General features: G+C 69.8%; 21 protein-coding genes. 12 read left to right on the top strand and 9 right to left on the bottom strand.

Annotated features, from left to right (window positions below; all coding sequences use genetic code 11):
* The first annotated feature begins 339 nt into the window (after positions 1 to 339).
* Positions 340 to 873, top strand: a complete 534-nt coding sequence (locus ACWD3H_RS36035) for a hypothetical protein (protein ID WP_451958194.1) — start codon at positions 340 to 342, stop codon at positions 871 to 873.
* Positions 874 to 935: 62 nt separating this feature from the next.
* Here ACWD3H_RS36035 and ACWD3H_RS36030 read toward each other — a convergent pair whose 3' ends face one another.
* Both ACWD3H_RS36030 and ACWD3H_RS36025 read right to left on the bottom strand, forming a co-directional pair.
* Positions 936 to 1,976 (bottom strand): hypothetical protein, encoded by a 1,041-nt coding sequence (locus ACWD3H_RS36030; RefSeq protein WP_451958193.1) that lies wholly within the window; start codon positions 1,974 to 1,976, stop codon positions 936 to 938.
* Positions 1,907 to 2,566: a tyrosine-type recombinase/integrase gene (locus tag ACWD3H_RS36025; protein WP_451958192.1), complete on the bottom strand. Its 660-nt coding sequence runs from the start codon at positions 2,564 to 2,566 to the stop codon at positions 1,907 to 1,909. Before ACWD3H_RS36025 ends, ACWD3H_RS36030 begins: the two co-directional genes overlap by 70 nt.
* Positions 2,567 to 2,707: 141 nt before the next feature.
* On the opposite strand from ACWD3H_RS36025, the gene ACWD3H_RS36020 reads away from it, so the two are divergent.
* Together ACWD3H_RS36020 and ACWD3H_RS36015 are read left to right on the top strand one after the other, a co-directional pair.
* A complete protein-coding gene (locus tag ACWD3H_RS36020) occupies positions 2,708 to 2,926 on the top strand; it encodes a hypothetical protein (RefSeq protein WP_451958191.1) in 219 nt (72 codons plus the stop codon).
* Between the two features lie 370 nt (positions 2,927 to 3,296).
* On the top strand, positions 3,297 to 5,924 hold the full coding sequence (locus ACWD3H_RS36015; RefSeq protein ID WP_451958190.1) for a DUF7825 domain-containing protein: 2,628 nt from the start codon (positions 3,297 to 3,299) through the stop codon (positions 5,922 to 5,924).
* A gap of 525 nt (positions 5,925 to 6,449) precedes the next feature.
* Here ACWD3H_RS36015 and ligA read toward each other — a convergent pair.
* Together ligA and ACWD3H_RS36005 are read right to left on the bottom strand one after the other, a co-directional pair.
* Positions 6,450 to 8,528 (bottom strand): NAD-dependent DNA ligase LigA, encoded by a 2,079-nt coding sequence (gene ligA / locus ACWD3H_RS36010; RefSeq protein ID WP_451958189.1) that lies wholly within the window; start codon positions 8,526 to 8,528, stop codon positions 6,450 to 6,452.
* A gap of 203 nt (positions 8,529 to 8,731) precedes the next feature.
* On the bottom strand, positions 8,732 to 9,550 hold the full coding sequence (locus ACWD3H_RS36005) for an HPP family protein (RefSeq protein WP_451958188.1): 819 nt from the start codon (positions 9,548 to 9,550) through the stop codon (positions 8,732 to 8,734).
* Between the two features lie 341 nt (positions 9,551 to 9,891).
* Here ACWD3H_RS36005 and ACWD3H_RS36000 point away from each other — a divergent pair, with 341 nt between their 5' ends.
* Positions 9,892 to 10,065: a hypothetical protein gene (locus tag ACWD3H_RS36000; RefSeq protein ID WP_451958187.1), complete on the top strand. Its 174-nt coding sequence runs from the start codon at positions 9,892 to 9,894 to the stop codon at positions 10,063 to 10,065.
* Between the two features lie 3 nt (positions 10,066 to 10,068).
* Here the strand turns inward: ACWD3H_RS36000 and ACWD3H_RS35995 are convergent, their stop codons facing one another.
* The 5 genes from ACWD3H_RS35995 to ACWD3H_RS35975 all read right to left on the bottom strand — a co-directional run bounded on the left by ACWD3H_RS35995 (position 10,069) and on the right by ACWD3H_RS35975 (position 16,953).
* Positions 10,069 to 10,473 carry a RidA family protein gene (locus ACWD3H_RS35995; RefSeq protein WP_350926329.1) on the bottom strand — a complete coding sequence of 135 codons (405 nt, stop codon included), beginning with the start codon at positions 10,471 to 10,473 and terminating at the stop codon, positions 10,069 to 10,071.
* A 92-nt stretch (positions 10,474 to 10,565) separates the two neighbouring features.
* The gene (locus ACWD3H_RS35990) at positions 10,566 to 12,449 is read right to left on the bottom strand and encodes an FG-GAP-like repeat-containing protein (protein WP_451958186.1); all 1,884 of its coding nucleotides are present in this window, start codon (positions 12,447 to 12,449) and stop codon (positions 10,566 to 10,568) included.
* On the bottom strand, positions 12,449 to 14,959 hold the full coding sequence (locus ACWD3H_RS35985; protein WP_451958185.1) for a hypothetical protein: 2,511 nt from the start codon (positions 14,957 to 14,959) through the stop codon (positions 12,449 to 12,451). The genes ACWD3H_RS35990 and ACWD3H_RS35985 overlap by 1 nt, the downstream gene beginning before the upstream one ends.
* Before the next feature lie 400 nt (positions 14,960 to 15,359).
* Positions 15,360 to 16,307: a sugar kinase gene (locus ACWD3H_RS35980; RefSeq protein ID WP_355564554.1), complete on the bottom strand. Its 948-nt coding sequence runs from the start codon at positions 16,305 to 16,307 to the stop codon at positions 15,360 to 15,362.
* Positions 16,300 to 16,953, bottom strand: coding sequence for a bifunctional 4-hydroxy-2-oxoglutarate aldolase/2-dehydro-3-deoxy-phosphogluconate aldolase (locus tag ACWD3H_RS35975; protein WP_451958184.1), 654 nt, complete (start codon positions 16,951 to 16,953; stop codon positions 16,300 to 16,302). The genes ACWD3H_RS35980 and ACWD3H_RS35975 overlap by 8 nt, the downstream gene beginning before the upstream one ends.
* Positions 16,954 to 17,083: 130 nt before the next feature.
* Between ACWD3H_RS35975 and ACWD3H_RS35970 the strand changes: the two genes are divergently transcribed.
* The 8 genes from ACWD3H_RS35970 to ACWD3H_RS35935 all read left to right on the top strand — a co-directional run bounded on the left by ACWD3H_RS35970 (position 17,084) and on the right by ACWD3H_RS35935 (position 24,696).
* Positions 17,084 to 17,905: an IclR family transcriptional regulator gene (locus ACWD3H_RS35970; protein ID WP_350926340.1), complete on the top strand. Its 822-nt coding sequence runs from the start codon at positions 17,084 to 17,086 to the stop codon at positions 17,903 to 17,905.
* A 47-nt stretch (positions 17,906 to 17,952) separates the two neighbouring features.
* Entirely contained in the window at positions 17,953 to 18,687 is a 735-nt protein-coding gene (locus tag ACWD3H_RS35965; RefSeq protein ID WP_451958183.1) for a creatininase family protein, read from the top strand.
* Positions 18,684 to 19,442, top strand: a complete 759-nt coding sequence (locus ACWD3H_RS35960; RefSeq protein ID WP_355564543.1) for an amidohydrolase family protein — start codon at positions 18,684 to 18,686, stop codon at positions 19,440 to 19,442. The genes ACWD3H_RS35965 and ACWD3H_RS35960 overlap by 4 nt, the downstream gene beginning before the upstream one ends.
* Entirely contained in the window at positions 19,439 to 20,545 is a 1,107-nt protein-coding gene (locus ACWD3H_RS35955; RefSeq protein WP_451958182.1) for a mandelate racemase/muconate lactonizing enzyme family protein, read from the top strand. Before ACWD3H_RS35960 ends, ACWD3H_RS35955 begins: the two co-directional genes overlap by 4 nt.
* Positions 20,542 to 21,429 carry an amidohydrolase family protein gene (locus ACWD3H_RS35950; RefSeq protein WP_350926348.1) on the top strand — a complete coding sequence of 296 codons (888 nt, stop codon included), beginning with the start codon at positions 20,542 to 20,544 and terminating at the stop codon, positions 21,427 to 21,429. The genes ACWD3H_RS35955 and ACWD3H_RS35950 overlap by 4 nt, the downstream gene beginning before the upstream one ends.
* Positions 21,419 to 22,162 (top strand): amidohydrolase family protein, encoded by a 744-nt coding sequence (locus ACWD3H_RS35945; RefSeq protein ID WP_355564536.1) that lies wholly within the window; start codon positions 21,419 to 21,421, stop codon positions 22,160 to 22,162. The genes ACWD3H_RS35950 and ACWD3H_RS35945 overlap by 11 nt, the downstream gene beginning before the upstream one ends.
* 118 nt (positions 22,163 to 22,280) lie before the next feature.
* A complete protein-coding gene (locus ACWD3H_RS35940; RefSeq protein WP_451958181.1) occupies positions 22,281 to 23,291 on the top strand; it encodes a dihydrodipicolinate synthase family protein in 1,011 nt (336 codons plus the stop codon).
* Between the two features lie 46 nt (positions 23,292 to 23,337).
* On the top strand, positions 23,338 to 24,696 hold the full coding sequence (locus ACWD3H_RS35935; protein ID WP_451958180.1) for an ABC transporter substrate-binding protein: 1,359 nt from the start codon (positions 23,338 to 23,340) through the stop codon (positions 24,694 to 24,696).
* Positions 24,697 to 24,729 lie beyond the last annotated feature (33 nt).

The raw sequence follows: 24,729 nt of genomic DNA, 5'->3' as shown, positions 1-24,729 counted from the left end.
GCTTGCGAGCGGCTGCACATCGCCCCCACCAGGCTCGACGGGACGGTGTGCAATGCTGTCAACGGCCAGGTGCGTGTGGCTCCGGCGCGAAGTCTGTGATCGGATCACGGACCGTGACATCGGCGAGAGGGTGATCGCGATCCCGTAACGGAGCGGACAGGACTACGGCCGCTTCGTGATGATCTCGTTCGACCAAGAACATGATCGTCACAGAAGCGACCGTAGAGGTTCATTGTGTAGTACCCCCACCCCGTCCCGGGCGAAGCCTGCCCTCTGGAAGCCTTCCTGCCGCAGATATCGGCTGGCCGACTCCGTGAACAACCTGGACAATCGGCAATCGTGATGGGGATCTCCGGCTTCGAGCCGACCTTTCTCGTCGGACTCGAAGCCGTCCGCGAGGAACACGGACCGAGCCTGGCCGCGCTTGGTGGCCAGCGTCTGACTGGGTTCGCGCTCGTGCGTTTCGTCGAGGACGGGGAATGGTATGCCGAGTGCCCCGTCGTCTTGAACTTCGACGGTGTCCAGGTAGAGATGAGCCATTGGAAGTTCGATGAGCTGTCGATCAGCTGGAACACCATCGACACGACGGCCGCGATCAGCGGCTGGGAATGCGACGAGCTCACGCCGGCGTGGTCCAGCACCGACGAGCGGCTCGAGTCGTTCGTCGGCCAGGAACTCCGCGAGGTCGCTCTGCTCGAGTGGCATCCATCGTCGCGTCATGACGTGGCGGGCGGCACCATCGCTGTGGAGTTCGTCTTCGATGCGGGCCGTTTCCACATCGGCAACGGTCTTGATGAGAACAGCATCGATGTCGGCGAGGCCCATCCGGATTTCGTGCGGCACCGGCTGGGCTGTGGCGCGCAGCCTGATTAGGTCGGCCTCCGGTTGATCTCGACGACCGGCAGCAGGATCGCCTGGGCCGGGGTGCTGATTTGTCAGGGTGTGGGCCCGGCAGGGGTGGGCACGTCGGCGAGTTGGCCGAGCAGCCGGTCCAAGGCAGCCTGGCCGTCGTCGACGGCGGCCCGTTCGTCGTCGGTGAGCGGGACGGCGGCGAGCATGCGCTGCAGGTTGTCCTTGGCCTCCAGCAGCAGGGCCTTGGAGGAGTCCTTCGGGGGGTAGAAGTCACACTTGGCGCAAGCCATCCGGTACCCCAGCGCGCTCACCGCCCGTTGCAGGGCGTGCAAGGTGTTCATCTGTGTGCCCGGCAGCAGGCGCTCGCGCCGGACGCGATCGAACAGCTCAGTGGTCAGCTCGTCAACGTGAGGGCTGCGGTTGAGCAGGAACAGCCGACAGGCCACCATCGGCAGCAGCGTGTCGTCGTCGCGGCCGAGCCGGTAACCCCACTCGTCCAGGACGGTTCGAACCTGGGCGATCTCGTTACTCAACCGAGCGCGCCCGAAGATCTGCCGGGCCAGGGTGAGGCGTTGGAAGCTGCCAAGGCGATCGAAGCCGGTGAACGAGCCCAACAGGTAGGCGTGCGCCGCCAGGTAGGGGCGGACCTCGTCACCGGCCCAAGCGGGCGCGTTGCGATGAAAGCCGGTCTGGTCACGGCCGAGCAGGTGGACCCATTCGTCCTTGGTCCAGCCCCAGAAGGTCCGGCCCTCCTCGGCGCAGCACAGAAGCAACAGCGCGACGACATCCAGCATGGCGCGTCGCCGATGTTGCGTAACCGGGCCGTCCAGCCCGGCATTGAGGATCTCCAGCGGACGCAGCAGCCGTCCGATCGCCGTCCAGCCGGGCGCGGACCGGTTGTGATACTGCAGCCGCCGCAGGTTACGGACACCGAGTTCGGCGATGCCCTGTATCTCGACAGAGCGAACCTCAACCGTCGTGTCGAAGCGGTGACCAGCAAGGGGTGAGCACCGGCGGGGCGCGGGAGCCTCGGCGGCCCCGGGCAGCGCGACGGTCACCGCGATGTGCCCGTCGTCGCGGCCGCCGCGGGGGTGTCGATGCCGGTGAGCATCGCGATGCGCCACGCATGGATGTGCTTCATGCCGCAGCGCAGCTTGTCGGCCAGGTCTCGGCCGGACAGGTGGATGTACTGCAGTGTGGAGTCGATATGGCGATGCCCGGCGAGCGTCGCGATCGCGTGCAACTCCCAGCCCATCCGGGCCAGGTCGGTCAGGCACAGATGCCTGGTGGTGTGGGTGGAGAACCGCGGAACCTCGGCGGCCGGCACGATCCGGCGTACGACCTTCGACCAGGTCCACAAACTCAACGGCTGGGCGTGATTGCGCCGCGATTCCGACAGGAACAACGGCCCGCGCGCCCTGCTGATCCGCGCCCGGTGCGCCAGATATCTCGACAACAGCACACCGGTCGCCGCCGAGTACGGCACCACACGTTCCAGCCGGTTCTTCGTGGTCTCCGCCCTGATCCGCAAAGTGCGGTGCGCGGGGTCGAGGTCGTCGGTGCGCAGCAAGCACAGCTCTTCGCGCCGCAACGCGGCGTCGTAGGCCAAGGCGAGCATGACGCGGTTACGGATCGGTTCCTGCGCTGCGACCGACAGGACCTTCCTCCACTGCTGCTCAGTGGGAATCCAGGGCAGCTTCGTCACCCTGGGCACCAGACCACGCTGATGCCCGCCCCGAGACCCGCCGCCGCGCCGGCCCGGTGTGAAGCGTCCTCGGCCGACCGGGTTGGAGTCCCACAGCCCTCCTCCATGAGGTGGTCGTAGAACAGCCTCACCGGCACGATCCGCTGCTGAATGGTGGCGTTCGACAAGCCGGAGCCCGAATCGAGCGCGACGACGCCCGGCGGTTCCTCAACGACGACCCCGCGGGTGGAGCTCGCCGGCAGCGAGCCCATCTACACCAAACAGTTGGCCTCGCTGCTGCAGTTCGCCGGACCGGCTCAGGACAACCACACCCTGACCGGCGATGAGGCGCTGGCCGGGCTCACTCTGCTGGCGGCACTGCGGGACTGACCGACCGACGCCGAGCCCGACCTGATCGATGCGGCCCGCCAGGCCGGGGTCACCGGGGAGGAGCTCGCGCCGGTGCTGCGCGTCGCCGACCGCCGCGCCGCCCAGCGGCGGCGCGCCCGTCGTGCCAGGGGCTTTCTGACCCGTAATAAACCGGGTCAAGCGTCGAATCGGAAGGGCCCTTGACCAGGCTACTGGCTGTTCCCTTGTTCCCCGAGGCCGTGCTTCAGGGCATCGTTGGCGGGGGGAGATCATGATTGTCGGTGCGCACCAGTAAGGTCCCGGACATGATCGTTTGCCTGCGGGCGCATCCCCTCGCCCACGCCGCCGCGCCGCTCACCCCGCGCTCTTTCAGTCTCGAGGTGATGGCGGCATGAACCCGTGGAACGAAGTCCTTGCCTGCATCGAGGCGGAGAACGACGAGTGCTTGGCGGAGGTCCTGAACGGCCTCAGCGACGCGGACCGGCGCGAGGTGGCCGCCCGGCTGCCCGATCACCTGGTCGAGCGGTTCGCCGATGGCGTCGTCAACCAATTACGCGTGCAGAAGCTGACCTCCGGTTATCGGCTCGCCGGCGCGGCTTGCATGGGCGGGGCCGCCCAGGTGGCGGTCTGGTTGAACCGCCGAGAACTGCGCGGGACGCGTGACCACGAGCGCGACGCCGCGACCATCATGTCCGTATTGCGGTGCCGTCCCGAGGCGTGGCGGCGAGACCTCGCCATGCGACTGGTGCAGCGGCTGCGCCCGCCGGCGGGTCCGACCTGGTCGCGGCTGCAGGGCCTGCCTGATTGGGGCCTGGCCGCCGCGCTGGTGATCGAGACCGGCGTCGAGCCGCCCGACAGCGACCCGTTCACCGCGGGCTGGGCGTGGCGGGTGGCTGCGCGGCAGCGCGAGAGCCACGGGCGCCCGGTCCTGGCCGCCGACCCGTTGCTCGACCACTTGGTCCCACGCCTGTTTCACGCCCAGGGCGTGGCCGCCGCGCTCACCGCGGGCGAGAGCATCGCCGGCGAACTGGCCGCCCTCGCCCAAACAGGACGGCTCTCGCGGCAGGCGCTGGTCGCCGGGTGCGCGAGTCGGTTCATGGCAGGCGGCGAGGCCGCGGACATCGCCCCGTTCGTGAAATTGTGGCGGCTCCTGGAAACTACGGTGGCCGACGTCCCGGTGCTCGATTTCGTCCGTCTTCTTCCGTCCGGGTCCTCACCGTTCGTGCAGCTCGCCTTGGACGAGCTGCACCGGGCCGAGGCCGCCGGAGCGCTGGAGGATGAGTTGTTCGCCGAGGCGATCGGCGCGCTGGTGTTCCGGCCGGAGAAGAAGCACGTCGCGGCAGCAGTGAAGTGGCTCGCGAAGGCACCCGCGTCCAGGGGTGGTGGGGCGGCGGCCGCGCTGGCCACCGTGTTCGACGTGGACACCCCGGCACTTCGCGAACGCGCGGTGCGGCTGGCCGTCAAGTTGGCCCCGCACACGGATGACGCCGCACGGGAGGCTATCCGCGAGGCGGCGAGCCGCCTGCCCGCCGAACTACGCGATCGCGTGGCCGCAGTCTTCGGCGCGGTTGTGGCGGTAGTGGAGCCACAACCGGTTGCCGTCCCGGTGCTCGTCGCGCCGCCGCTGCCCGCCCTCGCGCCGCCCATCACCGCGGTGGCCGATCTGGCCGACGAGCTCGACACGGTGGGCTGGCCCGACGATCCCGGCCAGTACGAGCGCGTCCTTGCCGCCATGGTCGAGCTGACGCACCGTGACCGTGACGGGGTCCTGGCCGTCCTGGAGCCGACGTGGCGCGAACGCTGGGGGCAGGCCAACGTCTATGCCTACGCGGACTTCACTAGTGATCGCGATCCCCGTTTCCTGCTGAACCGCTGCGTGCTGGCCCTGACCTTGCCCAATGTCAGCCGCGAGCTCACCGCCGCGCTGGCCGAGCGCGCCGACCCGAGCTATGACTTCATCCTCAACCTGCTGCCTCAGCGTCTGGTCCAGCAGCGCCTGCGCGAGGTTATATCCCTGTTCGAACGCGGCGCGACGATCCCCGTGCTGCTGGCCACCCCGACCGCCGCCACCGGGCATCTCGACACCGAGACCCTGATCGACCGCATGGAGCGGCTGGGCGACACCGAACCGCTCGAAGCCGATTTCCAGCAGGCGCTGTTGCGACTGCCACGGCACGTGGACGAGTCCTTGCTGGTTCGGGCGGAGAAGCTACTCACGCAGGCGGGGCGGCGGCTCGCCGACTGGCTGCGCGACGGCGCACTGCCCGATCCGGTGGTGCACTGCGAGGTGAGGCAGACACCGAGGGCCAACCACTCCCGCCCCTCCCCGTACGAGGTGCACACCCGGGCCGTGCCACCCGAAGGCCTGCCTGCCTGGCTGCACGAGCTGTGCGCGGTGCGGCCCGCCAACGGATACGCCGCCTACCCCGACGAGGTGGCGTGGTGGCCGACGATCATGCCGTCCCATCGCGAGGTCGTGGCCGCGTACATGGTGCAGTGCCTGCCCTGGATAGCCAGCCGCAGCGGCTCCCGCGTGGACGCCGTGGCGGCTCTGGCCCACGGCGACGGCCCAGTGGGCAGGGCGACCGCGATCACCATCGCCGCCTGCCTGGCTCACCCCCGGCCCGCCCAGCGCGCCGCCGCCGCTGAGGCTCTGATCACCCTGGCGGTACGCGGGCAGCTCCCGGCCTCAGACCTCGGCTGGGCCGTCGCAATGCTGGTCCGCGCCGAGCACATCACGCTCAAACGGATCACGGCGGCACTGGCCGACCTGGTCGCGGCCGGGGCGCACGCCGAGATCTGGCAGGCCCTCGCCGTGACCGTCCGGCTCCTGCTGCCGACGGAGGCGGGCGAAAGGACGCGGAACGGGCTGGGTGAGCTCCTGGGCGTCGCCGCCTGGGCGGCGGCCCTGGCAGGGGCGCGTGGCGAGATACCGGGGCTGGCGGAGCTGGCGGCACGCACCGGGTCGAGCCTCGTCCTCCAGGAGGCCCGCCGCCTGCACGGGGCTATCTCCTCGTGAAAGGCGCCCGCCCAATCCGGAAGCGCACCTTCCGGCCGCCCACCCCCGAGGTCACCGAGCTCAGTAGCGTGAGATCATCCGGCCGGGCGGCCGGGGCAGGGCCGGTCCCGGCCAGGTCGTAGGCAATCACCGTTCAGGGCCATGGCCGGCGCCAGCGCCGGCGCGGCCGCCACCAGTCTCGCCTTCTACCTCGCCGCTTACCGCACTCCCTGTAAACGATCGTTATCTGGGGTTGTCAAGCGAACTAGCTGGTCAGCAGCTTGAAGGTCGTTAAGGCACGTAAGGCAAGTAGGCTGGCCGTCACTGCCGCGCCGGTGGGGTTGCGTCCACGGAGGTGGTGTACGAGTTTCCCCAGCTAGTGGGCGTGGCTCCGTGACATGAGAACGGCGGCCCCCGGCGTGGCAGGCAGTCCACATGTCATCACGGTGAGCAGACGCCTCCCGTGAGTGAGCTGACCGACCTGTGGTTGACGGTTATGGCCGCTGATCTGCTCTCCGGTCCCCGCTTCTATGGCTCCGGTCCCGATCAGAGGAATTCGCCGACGAGGTCGGCGAACTCCTCGGGGCCGACGATCCGCACGTTCAGGCTCTCGGCCTTGGCGCGCTTGGAGCCCGCTTTCTCCCCGGCCACCAGCAGGCTGGTCTTCTTCGAGACGCCGGAGGAGGATCTGCCTCCGGCGCGTTCGATCAGCTCGTTCATCTGGTTGCGGGTCAGCGCCTCCAGCGCCCCGCTCATCGCACCGGTGACCACCACGGACATCCCGGCCAGCGGCAGCTCGGACGTGCCGCTCGCCTCGGGGTCGGCGCCGGGGTCGGCGGGTGGCCTCCAGCCCGGCTCGGTCATGGTGACCCCGGCCTTGACCAGCTTGTCGATGAGGCCGGCGAGCTCGACCAGCTCGGCCACCACCACCGGTGACTTCTCCTCACCGATGCCCTCCACCGCCTGGATCGCCTCGGCGTCGGCCGCGCGGACGGCGTCCATGCTGCCGAAGTGCCGGGCGATGCGGCGGCTCATGGAACGGCCGGTGCCGCGCACGCCCAGCGCGCAGAACACCCTGCTGAGCGGTTGGGCCTTGGCGCGCTCGATGGCGGCCAGCAGGTTGTCGGTGCTGGTGGCGCCCATCCGCTCCAGGCCCAGCACCTGCTCGCGGGTCAGATAGAACAGGTCGGCGAAGTCGGCGATCAGCCCGGCGTCCAGTAGCTGCTGGATGCGGTTCTCGGCCAGGCCCTCGATGTCGAGCTGGTCGCGGCCGGCGGCGTAGCCGATGGAGGCGATCGCCCGGCAGGCACGCCCGCGTACACACCGCCACCGCTCCTGGGAGGCATCGATCGCGTCGCCGCAGGACGGGCAGACCTGCGGGATCGCGATCGGCTGTTCGGCTCCGGTGCGCAGGTGCACGACCGGGGCCTCGACCCGGGGGATCACGTCTCCGGCCTTGTAGACGACCACGCTGTCGCCGAGCATCAGGCCGCGGCGGGTGATGTCGGCGACGTTGTGCAGCGTGGCGTAGGTGACGACGCTGCCGTCGAGCTCGACCGGCTCCAGCACGGCGCGCGGAGCGATGACGCCGGTGCGGCCGGTGTTCCACTCGACACCGATCAGCTTGGTGATCTTTTCGGTGGCGGGCAGCTTGTAGGCGATCGCCCACCGGGGCGCGCGCGAGCTGAAGCCGGCCTGTACCTGGTCCGCGGCGAGATCGCACTTGATCACGATGCCGTCGATACCGAACGCCAAATCCGCTCGTTTGACGGCGATCTGCTCGACCCGCTCCTGAACCTGTTCCAGGGTGGCGGCGACGATCCCGCCGACGTCGGTGACGGCGGGAGTCTGCACGCCCTGTCCGGCGACCCAGGCCATGACCTCGCTGTGCGGCAGCCCGCGCAGCCGCACGGCCGGCTCGGAGGCGTCGTCGGGGTGTGGCAGCGCGCCGTAGCCGAAGAACGTCAGCTCACACACGTACGGCCGGTCCTGGGCACGCAGCGTGCCGGCGGCGGCGCTGCGCGGGTTGGCGAACGTGGTGCCGTCGTGTGCGCGGCGCTTGGCGCACGCCTGCTCGAACTGCGAGGTGGTCATCATCACCTCACCGCGCAGCTCCACCGTGACCGGCTCGGCCAGCCTGGCGGGCAACCCCACGATGGTGCCGATCGCATGGCTCACGTCCTCACCCGCCGTGCCGTCCCCCCGGGTGACCAGCTGCGCCAGCCGCCCGCCTCGGTAACGCGCGGTGATCGCCAGCCCGTCGAGCTTCGGCTCCACACTCCACGCCGTGACCGGCCGGCCCAGCCTGCGCTCCAGCGACGCGGCCCAGTCGACCAGCTGCTCGGCACCGAAGACGTTGTCCAGGCTCAGCATCGGCACCGTGTGCGGCACATCGCCGACCACCGCGCCACCGGCCACCTTGCCCGTCGGCGAGGCCGGCAGCACCTCATCGGGATGCTCGGCCTCATAGGCCTGGATGCCCCGGACCAGCCGATCGTAGGCGTCGTCGTCCAGCGCGGACGTGCCGTCTCCGTAATAGGCCGCGGCGGCGTCCAGAGCGAGCTGAACGGCTTCGGCGTAGGCAGTCTGATCAGCGAGAAGAGTGCTGGGGAGTGCGTCGGTCATGATCCCATCATCTCGTCCGGCACCGACAGTTTTCGGCCTGCGGAACGCGACCCCGAACCAGAACGTCCCTCCCGGGTGCGGCCGTCGGAAAGGTGCCTGCCGTGCTGCTGCTGTCTGTCGCGTCCCGGCGGAGTGAATACGAGCACAGGGCATGGCGACCGGTCACCGTGGCCTCCTGGGCGAAACGGCAGAGCCGGTGGTCGTCACCACCAGTAGGTGGGGTAGCGCGGTGTCACTCCGCTGCGTCCGATGAGCATGCCGACGAGCACCAGGACGACGGTCGCGGCGACGAGTATCGGCAGGAACGGCACCAGGGGCTGCTGCTGGGCGACCACGACCGTCGCGGTGGCGGCGGCGGGCGAGTGCGGCGTACGAGTCAGGGCCGTGACCCCGAGGGCCAGGCCGCCGGCGACGGCGGCGGCCCAGACGGAAGAGCCGGCGACGGCCAGTACGGCGAATCCGGTGAGCGCCGCCAGCAGCTGACCGCCGATCACGCTGCGCGGCTGCGCCAGCGGCAGGGTCGGCGCGCCGAAGACCAGGGCGGCGCTGGCGACGAGCGGGGGTATCAGCCAGACCTGGTCCAGCACGGTGCCGAACGCGACCAGGGTGACCAGGGCGATCGTGGCGCCCGCGGTGAAGACGGCGATGGCCGCCGTCTTCGGCCGGGCGGGTGCGCGGCTCCTGAGGCACTGCCAGGCGTCCGTCGCGGTGGTCTCGTCGGACATCCCGGCTTTCCCGCTCATCGGCGAGACGAAGGTCGCCTTCTCCTCGTCCTTGCCGAAGGCACCCGAGTACGCCACATGGGCGATCCGCGGGGGCCGCGACGGCTCCACCTGGGTCTCCAGATCCGGTGTGGCCTTCAAGTGCGTCCTCTCTCCCGGCGAGATCTCCTCCGTGTCCCTGATGGCCCGCGGATCGAGCCGCGCGAGCTCCAGGCCCCTTCCCGGTCCGGACGCGTACGGCGGGAACGGCGTCGTCCACCTGCGCATCCGGCCGGCCGGGAAGAAGTTGCGAACCCCCATGGAAAATCTCCTGCGATCTCGGCATCGGTGGCCAAAGATCGCAGAACGTACTTGTACCTCACTTGAAGGTCAGCGAAAACGCTTGGTCACCGGGCGAACGTTGCCTGATACGGCACTGGTCGACGAGGCGCACGGTCAGGACGTCCCCGCTGTCGGCCGGAGGTCCGGTCCAGATCAGGTGCTTTCGGGCGCCGTACCCGAGCTGGGGAGTCTCCCCTCAGGTCGCGGCGTCCTTCGGCATGACGGCCCCGGCCTGGACGATGGACCCGGGGACGACTCGCCGGCGGAGGCGAGCGCCCGACGGCCGTCTGTCCCACGACGGCGGCGGTGACCGGCGGGCCGTGACCCGCGATCCATGGGCCGGGTGTCCGACGGACGAGGCCGAGGTGGTGTGCGGAGTCTTCGAGCGGTCGCGGACCTGGCCGGACACGCTGGACCGAGTCGAGCGTGTCCGCCTGGCCCTCCTCACCGCGCGCGCCGATGGCCCCGAGGCCGGCTCGGCGCGCGCGTCGTGAGGATCAGGACCGTCGGCGGCTGCCCTTGACCGCGACGACGTCGATCTCCACGAGGATTCCGCCGAGGCTGGATCCGGCGGTCGTGCGGGCCGGGCGCGGTTCGTCGAAGAACTCGCGGTAGGCCGTGTCGAAGCCGTCCCAGTCGTTGTCGATGTCGGCCAGGTGCGCGGTCACCTTGACGACGTCCTGCAGGTCCGAGCCCGCGGCCTGCAGCGCGGCCGCGACGTTGCGCAGCGTCTGGCGGGTCTGCTCGGCGACGTCGTCACCGACGATCGTCCGGGTCACCGGGTCGACCGGCCCGAAGCCCGCGGTGTGGACGAGATCTCCGACGACGACCGCCTGGGAGTAGGCGCCTCGCGGGGGCGGAGCCTGGTCGGTGTGGATACCCACCTTCATATGATCTGTCATGCCTGATTCCTCTCGATGGCCGGTGCCGGCTCCGAAGATCGACCGGGTATCGCCGCGACCGGTTTTCCCGGCAAGGGTCGTGTCACGGGTCCCTAAAGCACCAGGGAGAGCGCGCCCTGGAAACCGGTGCCGCCCGATCTGGGGGTGCTGGACCAGCGGTTGCCCGAGGTGGCGCCGTTGTTGGCGTAGATCGACAGTCCGCCGGAGGCGTCGCCGACCACCAGGTCCGGCCCGGAGCCCCCGGTCACGTGGCCCAGGCCGAGCGACCGCGTTCCGGTCCAGTTGCCCGGCACCACGATCGGATCGGTTGACGCGCCGGTCGGGAAGACCCACAGGGACCCGTCGTTCTCCAGGTCGACGAGATCGGCGATGCCGTCGCGGTCCACGTCACCCAGGGCGAGCCGGGTGGCCGTCTGCCAGTTGCTGCCGACCCACGCGCGCGGTGTCCACGGGAAGGCGGTGGTGGATCCGTTGCCGGGGTAGGCGTACATGTCGCCGGTGTTGTCGCGTCCGACTAGGTCGGCACGTCCGTCACCGGTGACGTCCCCGGCCATCAGGTGGTTGAAGATGTTCCAGCCGGTTCCGCCGAAGTAGCGGTTGGTCCAGCGCAGGCCGGTCGTGGACCCGTTGTTGAGGTAGATCCACAGGGTGCCGTTGGACAGGCGTTTGTCGACCGCGAGCACGTCCTGAAGGCGGTCGCCGTTGACGTCGGCGAGGAGGATCTGCGAGGCGAAGCCCCAGTCGGTGCCGGCACTGACCCTGTCGGGCCAGGGATTGCCGGTGGCCGCCTTGGTGTTCGGCAGGAGCCAGAGGTCGCCACTGCGGGCGACATGGGCGACCAGGTCAGGCTTGCCGTCGCCGGTCACGTCGCCGGTCACGACGTCGAGCGCGTACTCGAAGCCGGTGCCCGCGGCGAAGCGGGTCGTCGGCGACCACATCGAGCCCGCCGTGGCGCTCTGCCAGGGGTGAATCCACAGGGCGCCGGAGGGGTCCCGCGAGATCACGTCCGGATGCCCGTCGCCGGTGACGTCGTCCATGGACAGCCGGTCGGCGCTGCTCCAGCCGCCGGTGCTCCCGTACACGATCGAGGTCCAGAAGTTCGACGTGGTCGACCCGTTGTGCGGGTAGACCAGGAGGGCTCCGGTGGTGTCGCGGGCGACGATTTCGGGTTTGCCGTCGCCGGTGACGTCGTCGAGCATCATCATCTGGGCGAGGTTCCACCCGTTGCCCGACCAGATCGGCGCCTGGGTCCACGGGTTGGAGGCGACCGAGCCGTTGTTCGGGTAGACGTAGAGGGTTCCGCTGGCCTCGGTGGGGTTGCGCGCCAGCAGGTCGGGTTTGCCGTCGCCGGTGACGTCGCCGACGAGGATCTTGTCGACGATGTTCCATCCGGTGCCGGCGGCGAAACGGTTGGGCCACGGGTTCGCCGAGCCGGAGCCGTCGTTGGGGTAGATGTACAGCGTGCCGTTGTTCGCCGAAGGGTCGCGCACGACGACGTCGGCGCGGTTGTCGCCGGTGACGTCGGCGACGATCAGGGTGTCGGCGAACTCCCACTGCGGCGGCGTCGCGGTGTAGGTCGTCTCCCACGGATTGGAGGTGGTGGCCCCGTTGCCGGTGTAGACGCGCAGCGCTCCGGCGTCGGCGCCGGACAGTTGGGTGACCAGGTCGGCCCGGCCGTCGCCGGTGACGTCGTTCGCCGCCGGCGACGGGGTCGCGGCGGTGCGGGACGGGCCCGAGCGGGCGGCCGGCTCGGGGGCCGCGGCCAGAGTTCTGGCGCGAATGCCGCTGACATCCCACTTCTTGGTTTTGCCAGGCTTGCTGGGCTTACCGGATTTGCCGGAGTGGTAGGGCTCGGTGGGGCCGGGGGCAGGCCGCTTGCGGTCGTCGCCGGGTGCCGCGTGCGCAGCCGGGGCGATGGTGAGGATCGCGAGGGCGAGGGCCGCGGCGACCGCGGTCGCGCGAATCGACGTCGTCATCAGAGTTCAATCCTTCTTCCGGCGCGGTACCTGTTTCCGTTCACGACGATCCACTTCAGTCCCGGCAGCGGCGGTGTCTCGACGATCACGCGCCCCGGCTTGTGGTGCCAGTCCCCGCGGAACTCCACCTTGAGCGTGTCGTGACCGCTACGGTCGTCGTCGACGTGGCGGTCGTCGTCCCGATCGCGGCCGCGGCCGCCCTCCAGCTTGAAGCGCAACGTGACCGGCCCGAACTTGGTCGGGACCTTCTCGAAGCGGGTCTGCTTCTTGCCCGACAGCCACTCCAGCGGGCAGAGCCGCAGCAGCTGCAGCTGGTTCGGGACAAGGCTGTCGTCGATGACCGCGTGAAGGAGCGACCAGGTGATGATGGGGTGGGAGAAAAGGTTGCCGTAGATCGCGTTGCGGTGCTCGCTGGAGATGTAGGTGTCCTGCGAGAGGCCGCCGGTGAGCAGGCCGTACAACCCCTCGATGAAGGGCGCCCGTTCCCCCAGCTGCCAGGTGTGGAACATGTTCCAGCTGTAGCAGGGCTCGGCCGAGGACTGCTCGTGGTCGAGGACGGCGCGGTCCAGCGCGTTGTGGTGCACCGCGTCGAACACCAGGGTGTTGGGGCCGACCCGGAAGAACTCGACGAACGACTTCATCATCGGGTCGGAGGCCGGCATCAGTCCGGCCCACACCGACATCAGGGCGCCGGTGTCGAGCATGGTGAAGGCGTCCCAGACGCCCTCGCCCGCGAACTGCGGCCGGAAGACCGGCCACTGCTTGCCCTTGGCGTCGGTCCACTTCGCCGACCGGTCGGCGAGATCACGAACGGCCTGGACGAACGTCGTACGGAAGGTGTTCGCGAACGTGGCGAACTCGGCGGCCCGGGGGTGCTTGATCCGCTGCAGGAACTCGACGGCGGAGGCGAGCCCCTTGTAGGTGAAGCACTGGCTGATGAAGCCCTGGGTCTCGACGCCCTCGTCGGTGGAGTGACCGGGAGGCATCAGGCCCTGGACGCCGCTGTGGTTGGTGAGCCCGCAGGCCTGGACGATGTAGTCGCAGGCCTTGACGATGACGTCGGTCCATTTGGCGATGAACGCCGGCCGGTTGGTCAGCAGCGCGTGAACCGACAGGATCTCCAGGATCGCGCCGTGGTCACTGATCCAGTCGATGGCCTGCAGCGTCTTCGGAGTCGACAGGTATCCCGGGTAGGTTCCCCCGGCGAAGACCGCGCCGGGCGGCGTCCGCGTTCCCTGGGTGGCCGCGTAGATCTCGATGTGGTTCTCGACGACGTCGTGGTAGCCGAGCCGGTCCATGAACATGTGGCTGACCATGGAGGTCGGCGTGCTCCACAGCACGTCGTAGGCGTACGAGCCGGACAGAAACGTGAACAACCCGGTGTCGGGGCTCTTCTCCGCGACCACTTGAGCGAGCTGCGGACCGCGGCGCATGACCTGGTTGATGTAGTTCTCCGGGGTGTCGACCACGGCGATGGACGCCGCGTTCTCCTTCCAGAACGCCTGGCACTTGGCGAGCGCCGCGTCGCGGCCGAGCGCGGCCTCGGCCTTGGCGTCGGCGAGCGGCGCGGGGATCATCGGAATCAGCACGTCGATGTAGGCCCCGACCGTCGCGGGCAGGCCGAGCCGCAGGTCGTACACACCCTTGACCTTGTTCTCGGTCATGGCGATGGAGCCCTTGTCGGCGGTGGTCACCATGACCTTGACGTTGCCCTCGTTGTCGGTGATGGGCACCGTGATGGGCTTGCCGGTCGGGTTCCACACCCGGCCCATCGTCAGGCCCGCGAGGATCGGCGCCGTCTCGGGGAAGACGGTGAGCGGCACGCCGTCCTCGTCCTGGTACGGCCCCGCGGGCTTCATGTACGAGCCGCTGAGCCAGAGCTGGAACACGAAGTCCTTCACCGCGCTGACCGGGTCAACGTGGGTGACCTCGAAGCGGGTCCAGGAGTACATCGGCTCGGTCGCCGTCTGGACGGCCTGTTCCCCCGGGACGTGCGCGAAGACCGACTGCTTGATGACCAGGCCCTCCTGGCGGCGGTGTTCGGTCCACAGGACCGGGGTGTCGCTGTCCTCTTCCCAGCCCTGCTTGCCCTGGCCGAGGTCGTCGTCCCAGACCTCGTACTGGAAGGTCGGAAAGGGCCGGAAGCCGCCGCCGCGCATGGGCATGACGACGGTCGTCTGGAAGTTCTTCCCGTGCCAGGGCTGGGTGTTGGGCTTGGCCGCCAAGACCCAGCTGGGGTCGCAGATGAGCGCTCCGTTGTAGACGACGTTGAACCGGAAGAGGTGGCCCTTCCAGCCGATGGGCGTCCACACGTTGCGCTGCGCCGGCCACCAGTGCTTGGAGCGCTCGATGTTCGGCTCAGGGTCGGTCGCGGCCAAGGGGGTCGGCACGAACGTATCGGCGTGCGCGGCCGACGGTCCGGTCAGGGGGGTCGTGGCGGCCAACGCGCCTCCGGCGACGACGGCTCCGCCGGTCATCTGGAGCATTCGGCGCCTGGATGGTTCAGTCACTTGGACAGCCTCCTCGAACGGCACTCGCACAGCGTCGGTGCCGGACGTGATGACAGGGGGGGAGATTTTTCGGCATTCCGAAAATATATTCGGAGTATCGATAATTGGAAACTGTGGCACCGGTATCCCGGAAAGGCAAGGGGGTGCGTCACGGTAAGCAACAATTCGCCCGCGATGGGATTTGTCAGACGGACGGCATGAAACTCGCACTGAGCAGTGTCAGGATCCGGTGACAGCAGGCGGATCCGGCGGCATCGCGAATCGGCGGCGCCGCACGGCGGCCCTCCCCTGGCGGGCTTGAGGCGCGCCGTGTCGCCGGAGTCCGGGATCGCCCGCGACGTGGGCGCCCGTCCGCGACCGCCGGCTGCCAAGGCCGTGCTTTACCTCGTGTGGCCTGCCCTCACCGGACCGCCGTGCCGTCCGGCAGGTCGAGCATGGACAGCTCCGCGCGGGTCGGCGCTCCCTCCCAGTCACCGTGGCCGGCGACCGCGAAGGCCCCGGTGGTGATCGCCCGCGCCAGCCGCCCGTCCAGCGGCAGACCGTCCAGCAGGCCGGAGAGGTATCCGGCGACGAAGGCGTCGCCGGCGCCGATCACATCGACGGCGGTGACGGGCCTGGCCGGAAGGGTGAGCGCCTGGTCTGCGGTAAACGCCGTGGCGCCGGCCGGCCCGCGTTTGACGACGACCTCGGACGCTCCCCCGGCGAGCAGCGACCGTACCCGGCTCGCCTCGTCGTCGCCGGGCGCGGCGAGCGCGAGTTCGTCGTCGGAGGCGATGACGATGTCGGCCTGGGCCGCCACTTCGGTCAGCACCTGGCGGGCCTCGGCCTCGGGCCACAGCCGGCTGCGGTGGTTGACGTCCAGGCAGACCCGCGTGCCGACGGCCCTGGCCAGCTCCACCGCGGCGCGTACGGCCTGCGCCGGGCCCACGCCCAGGGCCAGGGTCACCCCGGTGACGTGCAGGATCAGCGGCGGGGCCGCGAACGCCGCGAACGCCTCGCGCACGTCGGAGACGCACAATGCGGCGCCGGCCGAGCCGCGGCGGTGGTAGTCCACCCGCATCACCCCGGCCAGGCGTTGTTCGAAGACCACGATGCCGGTCGGGGCCGGGTCGGCGCGGATCGCCTGGGTGCCGACCCCCTCGGCGCGCAGCGTGCGCCGTATGAGCTCCCCGAGCTGGTCGGGCCCGACGGCGCCGACGAACACGACGTCGTGCCCGAGCCGGGTCAGGCCGATGGCGACGTTGGCCTCGGCGCCGGCGACGCTGATGCGGGCGGTTCCCCCGAGCCGGACCTGGCCGTCGGCCCGCAGGCAGGCCATGACCTCACCGAGTGTCAGGACGTCAGGCATCTCGCCGTACCAGCCCTTCGTGCCACGCCGCGGCGAAGGCGCCTGCGCGTTCGGTGATCGTCGCCCAGCGACGGGCCGCGACGAGGTCCGCCGAGACGAGCGCGCCGCCGACGCCGACGCCGACGCACCCCATCCGCGCGTACGGGGCGAGGTCTTCCAGCCTCACCCCGCCGGTCGGCAGCAGGGGAACGTCGTCGAGCGGTTCGCGCACGGCCCGCAGGTAGCCGACGCCACCGAGGGCGGAGACGGGGAAGACCTTGACCGCGGCGGCGCCGTGCCGCCAGGCCAGGTCGATCTCGGTCGGGGTGAGCGCACCGCACGCCACCGGTATGCCGGCGGCGTGGGCGACGGCCAGGACGTCCGGCATGGTGGTGGGGGTGACCAGGAAGCGGGCGCCCGCGGCGATCGCGGCGTCGGCGTCGCAGGCGGTGCGCACGGTTCCGGCCCCGACGAGAATGTCGGGGTGCGTGTTCCAGCGGCGGATGGCGGCGAGGGCCCCGGGGGTGGGCAGGGTCACCTCCATGACGTCCACCCCGCCGTCCAGCAGGGCGGTCGCGATGGCGTCGTCGGGTTCACCCTCACGCAGGCGGATGATGGCTACGACACCGGAAACGGCTGGTCCCGGGTTCGTGTGTTCGGCGCCCATGAATCCCATACTTTCGATATAATGAAACTATTATCGGAATGCCAGAATATCGAACCCCGTTCCGAAGGGCAGCCACCGACGCCGGTGCCGTGAAGCACGGGAACGACGAGCCGAAAGGTAGGACCGATCGATGTCTGATGGTGGCAGCGGGGCGGAGCGCCCGGCGTCTCCGGGTGTGGACCGCACGCTGACCGTTCTTGAGCAGCTGGTGACGGCCGACGAGGATCTCACGCTGACGGCGCTGGCCAAGGTGACCCGTATCCCGCTGGCGACCTGCGCGAGCATCGTCTACACCCTGGAGCATCGCGGGTACGCCACCCGCCGGGTGGTCGGGCGCAGTCACTTCTGGCGTCCCACGCTGCGGCTCTACAGTCTGGCCAGCCAGCTGGTGCGCAAGGTCGACCTGTCGCAGATCGCGACCGCCGAGATGCGCGCGCTCGCCGAGGAGCTGGGGATGCCCGTCCACATCGGGGTCCTGGACGGCGCGTCGGTGGTCTACGTGGCCAAGGCCGCGACCCCGGGTTTCATCCAGTTCGACACCTATCCGGGCAAGGTCGCGCCCTTCGACCTGACCGCGCTGGGCCGGGCCATCGCGGCCCACCTGCCCGCCGACGAACTCGCCGTCCTGCTGCCGCGACTGGCGGCCGGGCAGGGACCGCGGGCCCGGGAGTCCAGCTCGAAGGCGTTCATGGAACTGCTGGAGAGGGTGCGCGCCGACGGCTACGCCATCGAGGAGGAAGAGGAGCAGGCCGAGATCTCCTGCCTGGCCGCGCCGTTCTTCGATGCCGAGGGCCGGATCACCGGGGCGGTCGGGGTGACCGGTTTCGCCCGTGACTTCGTCGGCGACCGGCGCGACGCCGCCGCGGCGGGCGTCGTCCATCTCGGCATCGTGATCTCCCGGCGGCTCGGATGTCGGAGCGGGTCATTGCCATCCGAGTTCGTCGGCTCCTAAGATTCGATGTATCGGAAATAAATACGATATATCGAAGGATGTTTGATGTGTCGATAGCTCTGCGATGGTCCGAAACGGATCGTGACCGGCTAAGGCGGCACCTGCCCGAGGCCGTCGTCATCATCCCGGTCGGTGCGACCGAGCAACACGGGCCGCACCTGCCGACCTCGACGGATGCCCTCATCGCCGCCGCGGTCGCCGACGGTGCGGCGACGGCGGCGGCCGGCCGTAGCGACAGGCCGCTGATCGTCGCCCCCACGATCGACTGGGGTGCCTCGGATCACCACCTGCCCTACGGCGGGACGCTCTCCCTGTCACCGGAGACGCTGCTGGCCGTGATCTGCGACCTGTTGCGCTCGATCGCGGCGCAGGGCGGGCGGCGGGTGGTCCTGCTCAACGGGCACGGCGGCAACGTCGGGGTCTGCCACGCCGCGGCCGCCGCGGGCTCGACCCGGTTCGACCTGTCCGTCGCGCACCTGGACTACTGGCGGCTCGCCGACACCGAAGGCGAGCCTCCGGTGCCGGGACATGCCGGGGAGTTCGAGACCTCGATGGTCCTGGCCCTCCGGCCCGACCTGGTCGGCCCGCGCACCCCCCGGCCCCAGGTGCCCGAGGTCGTGACCGTCCAGGGAGTGGACCTGCACTCCGGTGCCGTGTGGCGCCGGATCGACGGCTTCACCGACCGGCCCGAACTGGCCCAGGCCGACGAGGGTAAACGGCGGCTGGAAGACCTCGTCGGTCGGGCGGCGGACCGCCTGGTCGAGCTGGCGGGCGTCCTGTGATCGACTTCCACACCCACACCCCCACCTGGCGCACCACCAGCTGGCTGGGCGGCGTCACGTTCGGCGCGGACGAGTTCGTCGCCTTCATGGACTCGGCCGGCATCGACCAGGCAGTGGTCCTCAGCCACGACGGCCTCTTCGACGCCACTCCCGAGACCAACGACGACCTCGCCGCCTTCGTCGGGGAGTACCCGCAGCGGCTCGCCGGCTTCGGGACCGTGCACCCGCGTCGCGCGGACGCCCCCGGAGAGGTCGACCGAATGCTCAACGAGCTCGGGCTGCGCGGCCTCAAGCTGCATCCGTGGCTGCAGGGCTTCAGCATGCACGAGTCGGCGCTCGACCCGATCTGTGACGTCCTCGCCCAGAGCGGCGGCATCCTGCTCAGCCATGACGGGACACCGCCCTACTCCACCGGCGGTCAGATCGCGGCCCTGGCCCGGCGGCACCCCTCCCTGCCGGTCGTCCTGGGGCACGCCGGGCTGCACGACACCTGGCGGGAGTCGCTCGCCCTCACCATCGAGACCCCCAACCTCTACATCTGCATCTGCGGCACACCGCCCTACGCGGCGCGCGAGATCCTCTCCCGGGCGCCCTCCCACAAGGTCCTGTTCGGCACCGACGCCGGGCTGTCGGATCGCAAGAGCCAGGACTACGCGGTGGCCCGGGTGGCCGAGATCGACGGGTGGGGGATCACCGACGAGCAGCGCCGGGCGATGCTGGTCGACAACCCCCGCGCACTGCTGGCGGGGCGGTGAGACCGACCGTCGTCGCGGTCCACACCGCGGCGATCAGCCTCCAGGTACACCCGGGCCTGGTCGTCACCGGCGCCAGGGGAACCCACGCCCGTTCGGACTTCCTGCTGGTTCGCGTGGTGACCAGCACCGGCGTCGAAGGGTACGGCGAGGTCAGCGCGACACCGCTGTGGAGCGGCGAGGACGGCGTCAGCGCCGCCCACTTCATCCGCGAGATCCTGGCCCCCGCCTTGGTGGGCCGGCCGCTCGCGCCGGTCGGCGGCCTGGAGCTCCTGATGGACCGGCTGCTCGCGGGCAACCCGTTCACCAAGGCGGGCGTGTCCATCGCGCTGTGGGACGCATTCGCCCGGACTCTCGACGTCCCGCTCGCCGTGGCGCTCGGCGGCCCGTACCGCGACGAGGTCCCGATCAAGCTCTCCCTGTCCGGCGACGGGCCCGTGCTGGACTCGGTCTTCCGGACGGCGACGGCAGCCGGATTCCAGGCGTTCAAGGTCAAGGTCGGGCTCGGCGTCGCGGACGACGTCGCCCGCGTGTCCCGGACCCGCGGGCTCGCGGGCCCATCGGCCTTCCTCGGTGCCGACGCGAACGGAGGGTGGACGCGCAGCCAGGCGGTCCGGGCGATCCCCGCGCTGGCCGAACAGGGTGTCGCGTTCGTCGAGCAACCGGTCGCGCCGGCCGATCTGGACGGCATGCGGCAGCTGCGGAACCTCGGCCTGCCGGTGATCGCCGACGAGTCCGTCTTCGGCCTGGCCGACCTGACCGCGCTGGTGCGGGCGGAGGCCGCCGACTGCGTCAGCCTCTACGTGGGCAAGAGCGGCGGGCCCGGGCGCGCCGTGGCGATGGGCCTGCTCGCCTCCTCCTTCGGGGTCGACACGCTCATCGGCTCCAACGGCGAGCTGGGGATCGGTGCCGCCGCGCAACTCCATGTCGCCTGCGCGCTGCCGGTGTTGTCGCGGGAGTTCCCCTCCGACATCATCGGCGCGCACTACTACACCGAGGACATCCTCGCCGAGCCGCTGGACAGCGACGGCCGTCGCGTCAGGCTCGGCGACTCCCCCGGACTGGGGGTCCGGCCACGAGCGGACCTAATGAAGGAATTTCGATGATCGTCGATGTTCATGCCCATACTCCCACCCACCGCGACACGGTGCCGGCCGAGGAGGTGTGCGTCTTCACCTCCTGGCGCACCGATCGTCCCGTCGTCACCACGAACAGCTGGGCCGACTTCGACAGCGCCATGTCCGCGGCGGATGTCGCGATCGTGTTCAACATCGCGGTGGCCGACCCGGCCGCCGCGACCGGCATACCGCACGCTCCGGAACGTACCAACGACGCGACCGCGGAGTTCGTGGCGAACGATCCCGCCCGCCGCATCGGGTTCATGTCCGTCGACCCCACGTCCGCCGACTGCCTGGAGGAGGCCGAGCGATGTCGTGAGATGGGGCTCGTCGGCGTCAAGCTCGGCCCGAACTACCAGAACTTCGATCCGCTCGGGGAGCCCGCGCTGGCGTTCTACGCCTACTGCGAGCGGAACGCGCTGCCCATCCTCTTCCATCAGGGGGCGTCGCCGATCCGCGCGGCGCCGCTGCGCTACACCTACCCGCTGGTGACCGACGAGGTCGCGCTGCGCTTCCCCGAGCTGCGCATCGTCATGGCCCACATGGGCCATCCCTGGGGTAAGGAGACCGTGGCGACGATCCGCAAGCACCCCCATGTCTACGCCGATGTCTCCTCGATCTATCTGCGGCCGTGGGTCTGTTACGAGTCGCTGCTGGCCGCGGTCGAATGGGGGTGCACGCACAAGCTCCTGCTCGGTTCGGACTACCCGATCGCCAACACCGGCGAGGCGATGGCGGGGCTGCGCGGCGTCAACAGGATCCTGGAGGGTACCGCGCTGCCGCGCGTACCGGCCGAACTCATCGAGCAGATCATCCACGCCGACGCGCTCTCCGCCCTCGGCCTGACCGTGGGAGAACCCGTTGATCGTTGACGCGCATGTACGGCTGGGGCGGGGACGCGAGGTCTGCCTGGAGGCCGATCAGCTGATCGCGACGATGGACTCACTGGGCATCGACGTGGCGCTGGTGGCGCCGGACGAACGCTGTATCGCCTACGACAACCGGGCCGGCAACGAGCATGTCGCCGCGGCGGCGGCCGCGTCGGGGGGGCGGCTGATCCCGTACGCGGTCGCCAATCCGTGGCGTGGACCAGCTGCCGTCGACGAGCTGGAACGTGCCAGGGACGCCGGGGCCCGCGCCCTCAACGTGGACAGCGTGCTTCAGGGATTCGACCTTCTCGACGGGCTCCTCGATCCGCTGCTGGACTTCGCGGCCGAGGCGGGGTGGCCCGTCTACGTCCGTACCGGCACTCCCCCGAGCGCGCTGCCACTGCCCCTGGCCAGCCTGGCCAGACGCCGGCCGGAGACGCCTTTCGTGATGGGCCGCAGCGGCGCCACCGACTTCTGGATCGACGCGGCACCGGCGCTGCGCTACGCGCCGAACCTCTACGGCGACACCAGCTACGCGCCGTGGGACACCGTCCTGGTCGAGCTGGGCCGGGATCCGGAGATCGGCCCGTCGCGGCTGGTCTTCTCCACCGACGCGCCCTACGCGGTGCCGCGCTCCGAGCTGGGCCGGGTGCTGGACTGGCCGATCGACGGCGACGCGCGACGCGACGTACTCGGCGGCACCATCATGCGCCTTCTGGGCCCCTCTCTCGGCTGACATCCGCCTCTTCCTCCCACGACCCCTTGTCGTGGGAGGACTTGGGCGTCTATCGTTCCTATTTAAGAAAATGTTTTCGGTATTTCGAATACTAAGTCCCATCAAGGTAGGAGGGCGAATGAACATCCAGACGAGTGCCTCTCCCGCGGCGGCCTCCCTCAACGGCCACGGCCACGGCGACGCCTCGGACCTGGTTCGGGGGATCTCGCCCGTTCTCGCGGTTCCGTTCACCGACGCCGGAGACGTCGACTTCGAGGGATTCGGCCGGGTCGTCGATCACGTCCTGAGCACCGGCGTGACGAGCGTGATGTTTCCCGGGTTCGCCTCGGAGTACTACAAGCTCACCGAGGACGAGCGCCGCGAGCTGACCGCGATCCTGCTGCGGCGAACCGCCCACCGGGATGACCTCGCCGCGATCGTCGCGGTGCAGGACCACACCACCCGGATGGCCGCGGCACGGGCCCGCGAGGTCGTGGCCGCCGGGGCCGACCTGATCAACCTGCTGGCACCGCACTTCCTCAGCCCCTCACGCCGCTCCCAGATCGAGCACGTGACGGCGGTCCTGGACGCGGTCGCCCCGACCCCGGTGGTGCTGCAGTACGCCCCGAACGAGACGGGAACCAGCCTGGACGCGGCCACCATCGCCGCTCTGGTGCGCACTCACCCGAACCTCCGGCTGATCAAAGTGGAGTCCAACCCACCCGGGCGGCTCATCGGCGAACTGGCCGCCCTCGACCCGCCGGTGACCTCGCTTGAGGGCTACGCCGGAGTGCAACTCCCCGACGCCTGGCGGCGCGGCGCGGTGGGCAGCCAGCCCGGATGCTCGTTCACCGAGATCTACGTCGAGATCTGGCGCCGGCTCACCTCGGGCGACGAGGCCGGTGGCGAGGACCTGCACCGGCGGCTGCTGCCCTACATCTCGTACTGGATGCTCGACACCGAGCTCATCATCGCCGCCGAGAAGCAGATCTCGTTCCGCCGGGGCCTCATCGACAGCGCCCACTGCCGCGAGCCCGCCCACCTGCTCGACGCCGAGGAACTGCGCCGGATCGAGGTCTTTCTCCAGGAGTTCGCGGACCTGCTGCCCGATCTATCCGGACGAGGCCCGGCAAATGAGACAGAAATCTAGAAACAACGACACTAAACCAGATATCACTAGGAATGGAGGTTTCTCGGTGAAAGTAGCACGTAAGGTACTGGTCGGTTTGATCGTTGTGCCCAGCCTGGTTCTGACCGCGTGCGGCACAGGCGGCGCGACCGGCGCGAACCAGGCCCCCCAGCAGGCCCCCGACGCCAAGAGCTGGCAGCAGGACATCAAGGGCGGGCCGATCGAGGTCGGCGTGCTCCCCGCCGTCGGCACCCCCTCCCTGAAGTTCATGGAGGACATCGCCGCCGGGATCGAGAAGGACCACGCCGGCGCCGACCTGAAGACGACCTTCGCCAACACCAAGGCGCGCCCGGCCCTGGAGCAGAGGTGGCGTGCGGGCGACGGGCTGGACGTCGACTACACGATGTTCGACGGCACCAACCCGGCGCTGCTGGAGTGGGCCGACAGCGGCGCCCTGCTCGACCTCAAGCCCTACCTGGACCAGGTCGACCCGGCCACCGGCAAGCCCTGGCTGGACCAGTTCAGCCCGGCGGTCATGCAGTTCATGCAGCACCCGGAGACCAAGAAGATCTACGGCGTCCCCTCCGAGCTGTCCCTGCAGGTGCTGTTCTACAACGCGGGGCTCTTCAAGAAGCACAACATCACCCCGCCCGCCACCTGGGACGAACTGATCCAGGCCGCTGACGGGCTCAAGACCGCCGGTGTGGACCCGATCGCGGTCACCGGCCTGTTCGAGCCCTACATGGGCATGTGGAGCGACAACATCTGGCTGCGCACCGTCGGATACGACAAGACCAACCAGGTCCTCACCGAGGGCAAGGGGAACATCACCGACGACCCCGGGTTCCTCAAGGGACTCCAGATGCTCCAGGACCTACGTGACAGGAAGGGCTTCCTCAAGGGGTTCGAGGGCACCGACTTCACCGCCGCCCAGGCCCAGTTCTTCCAGGGCAAAGCCGGCATGATCCTCATGGGCAGCTGGCTCGTCAGCGAGATGGCCGACGTGATCCCCAAGGACTTCGAGCTGGGCGTCCTGCAGTTCCCGACCGTGACCGGCGGGACCGGCGACCAGGCGAGCATGCTCGCCGGCGCCCAGCTGATGTCGGTGTCCGCCAAGAGCGAGAACATCCCGCTCTCGCTGGAGTGGATCCGCCGGGTCACCAGCGTGGAGACCCAGACCCGCAGGGCCAACGAGATCGGCGAGGTCTCCGGGGTCAAGGGAGTGGCGAGCCCTCCCGGGCTGCCGGGCATCTCCGACATCGTGGCCAAGGCCGACCGGCTCCAGGCGAGGCACTACGGCCTGATGGAGTCCAAGGCCAAGGACATCGTCTATCCCGAGATCGCCAAGCTGCTGTTCGGCAAGCAGGACGCCCAGCAGACCCTCGACAACCTCGACAAGGGACTGCGCCGGGTCCACGGCAACTGAAACCCCTCAACCGAACCCGTCCCACGTGCCCCG

The sequence above is a fragment of the Streptosporangium sp. NPDC002607 genome (assembly GCF_053592655.1).
This window is presented reverse-complemented; position numbering and strand designations above follow the sequence as displayed.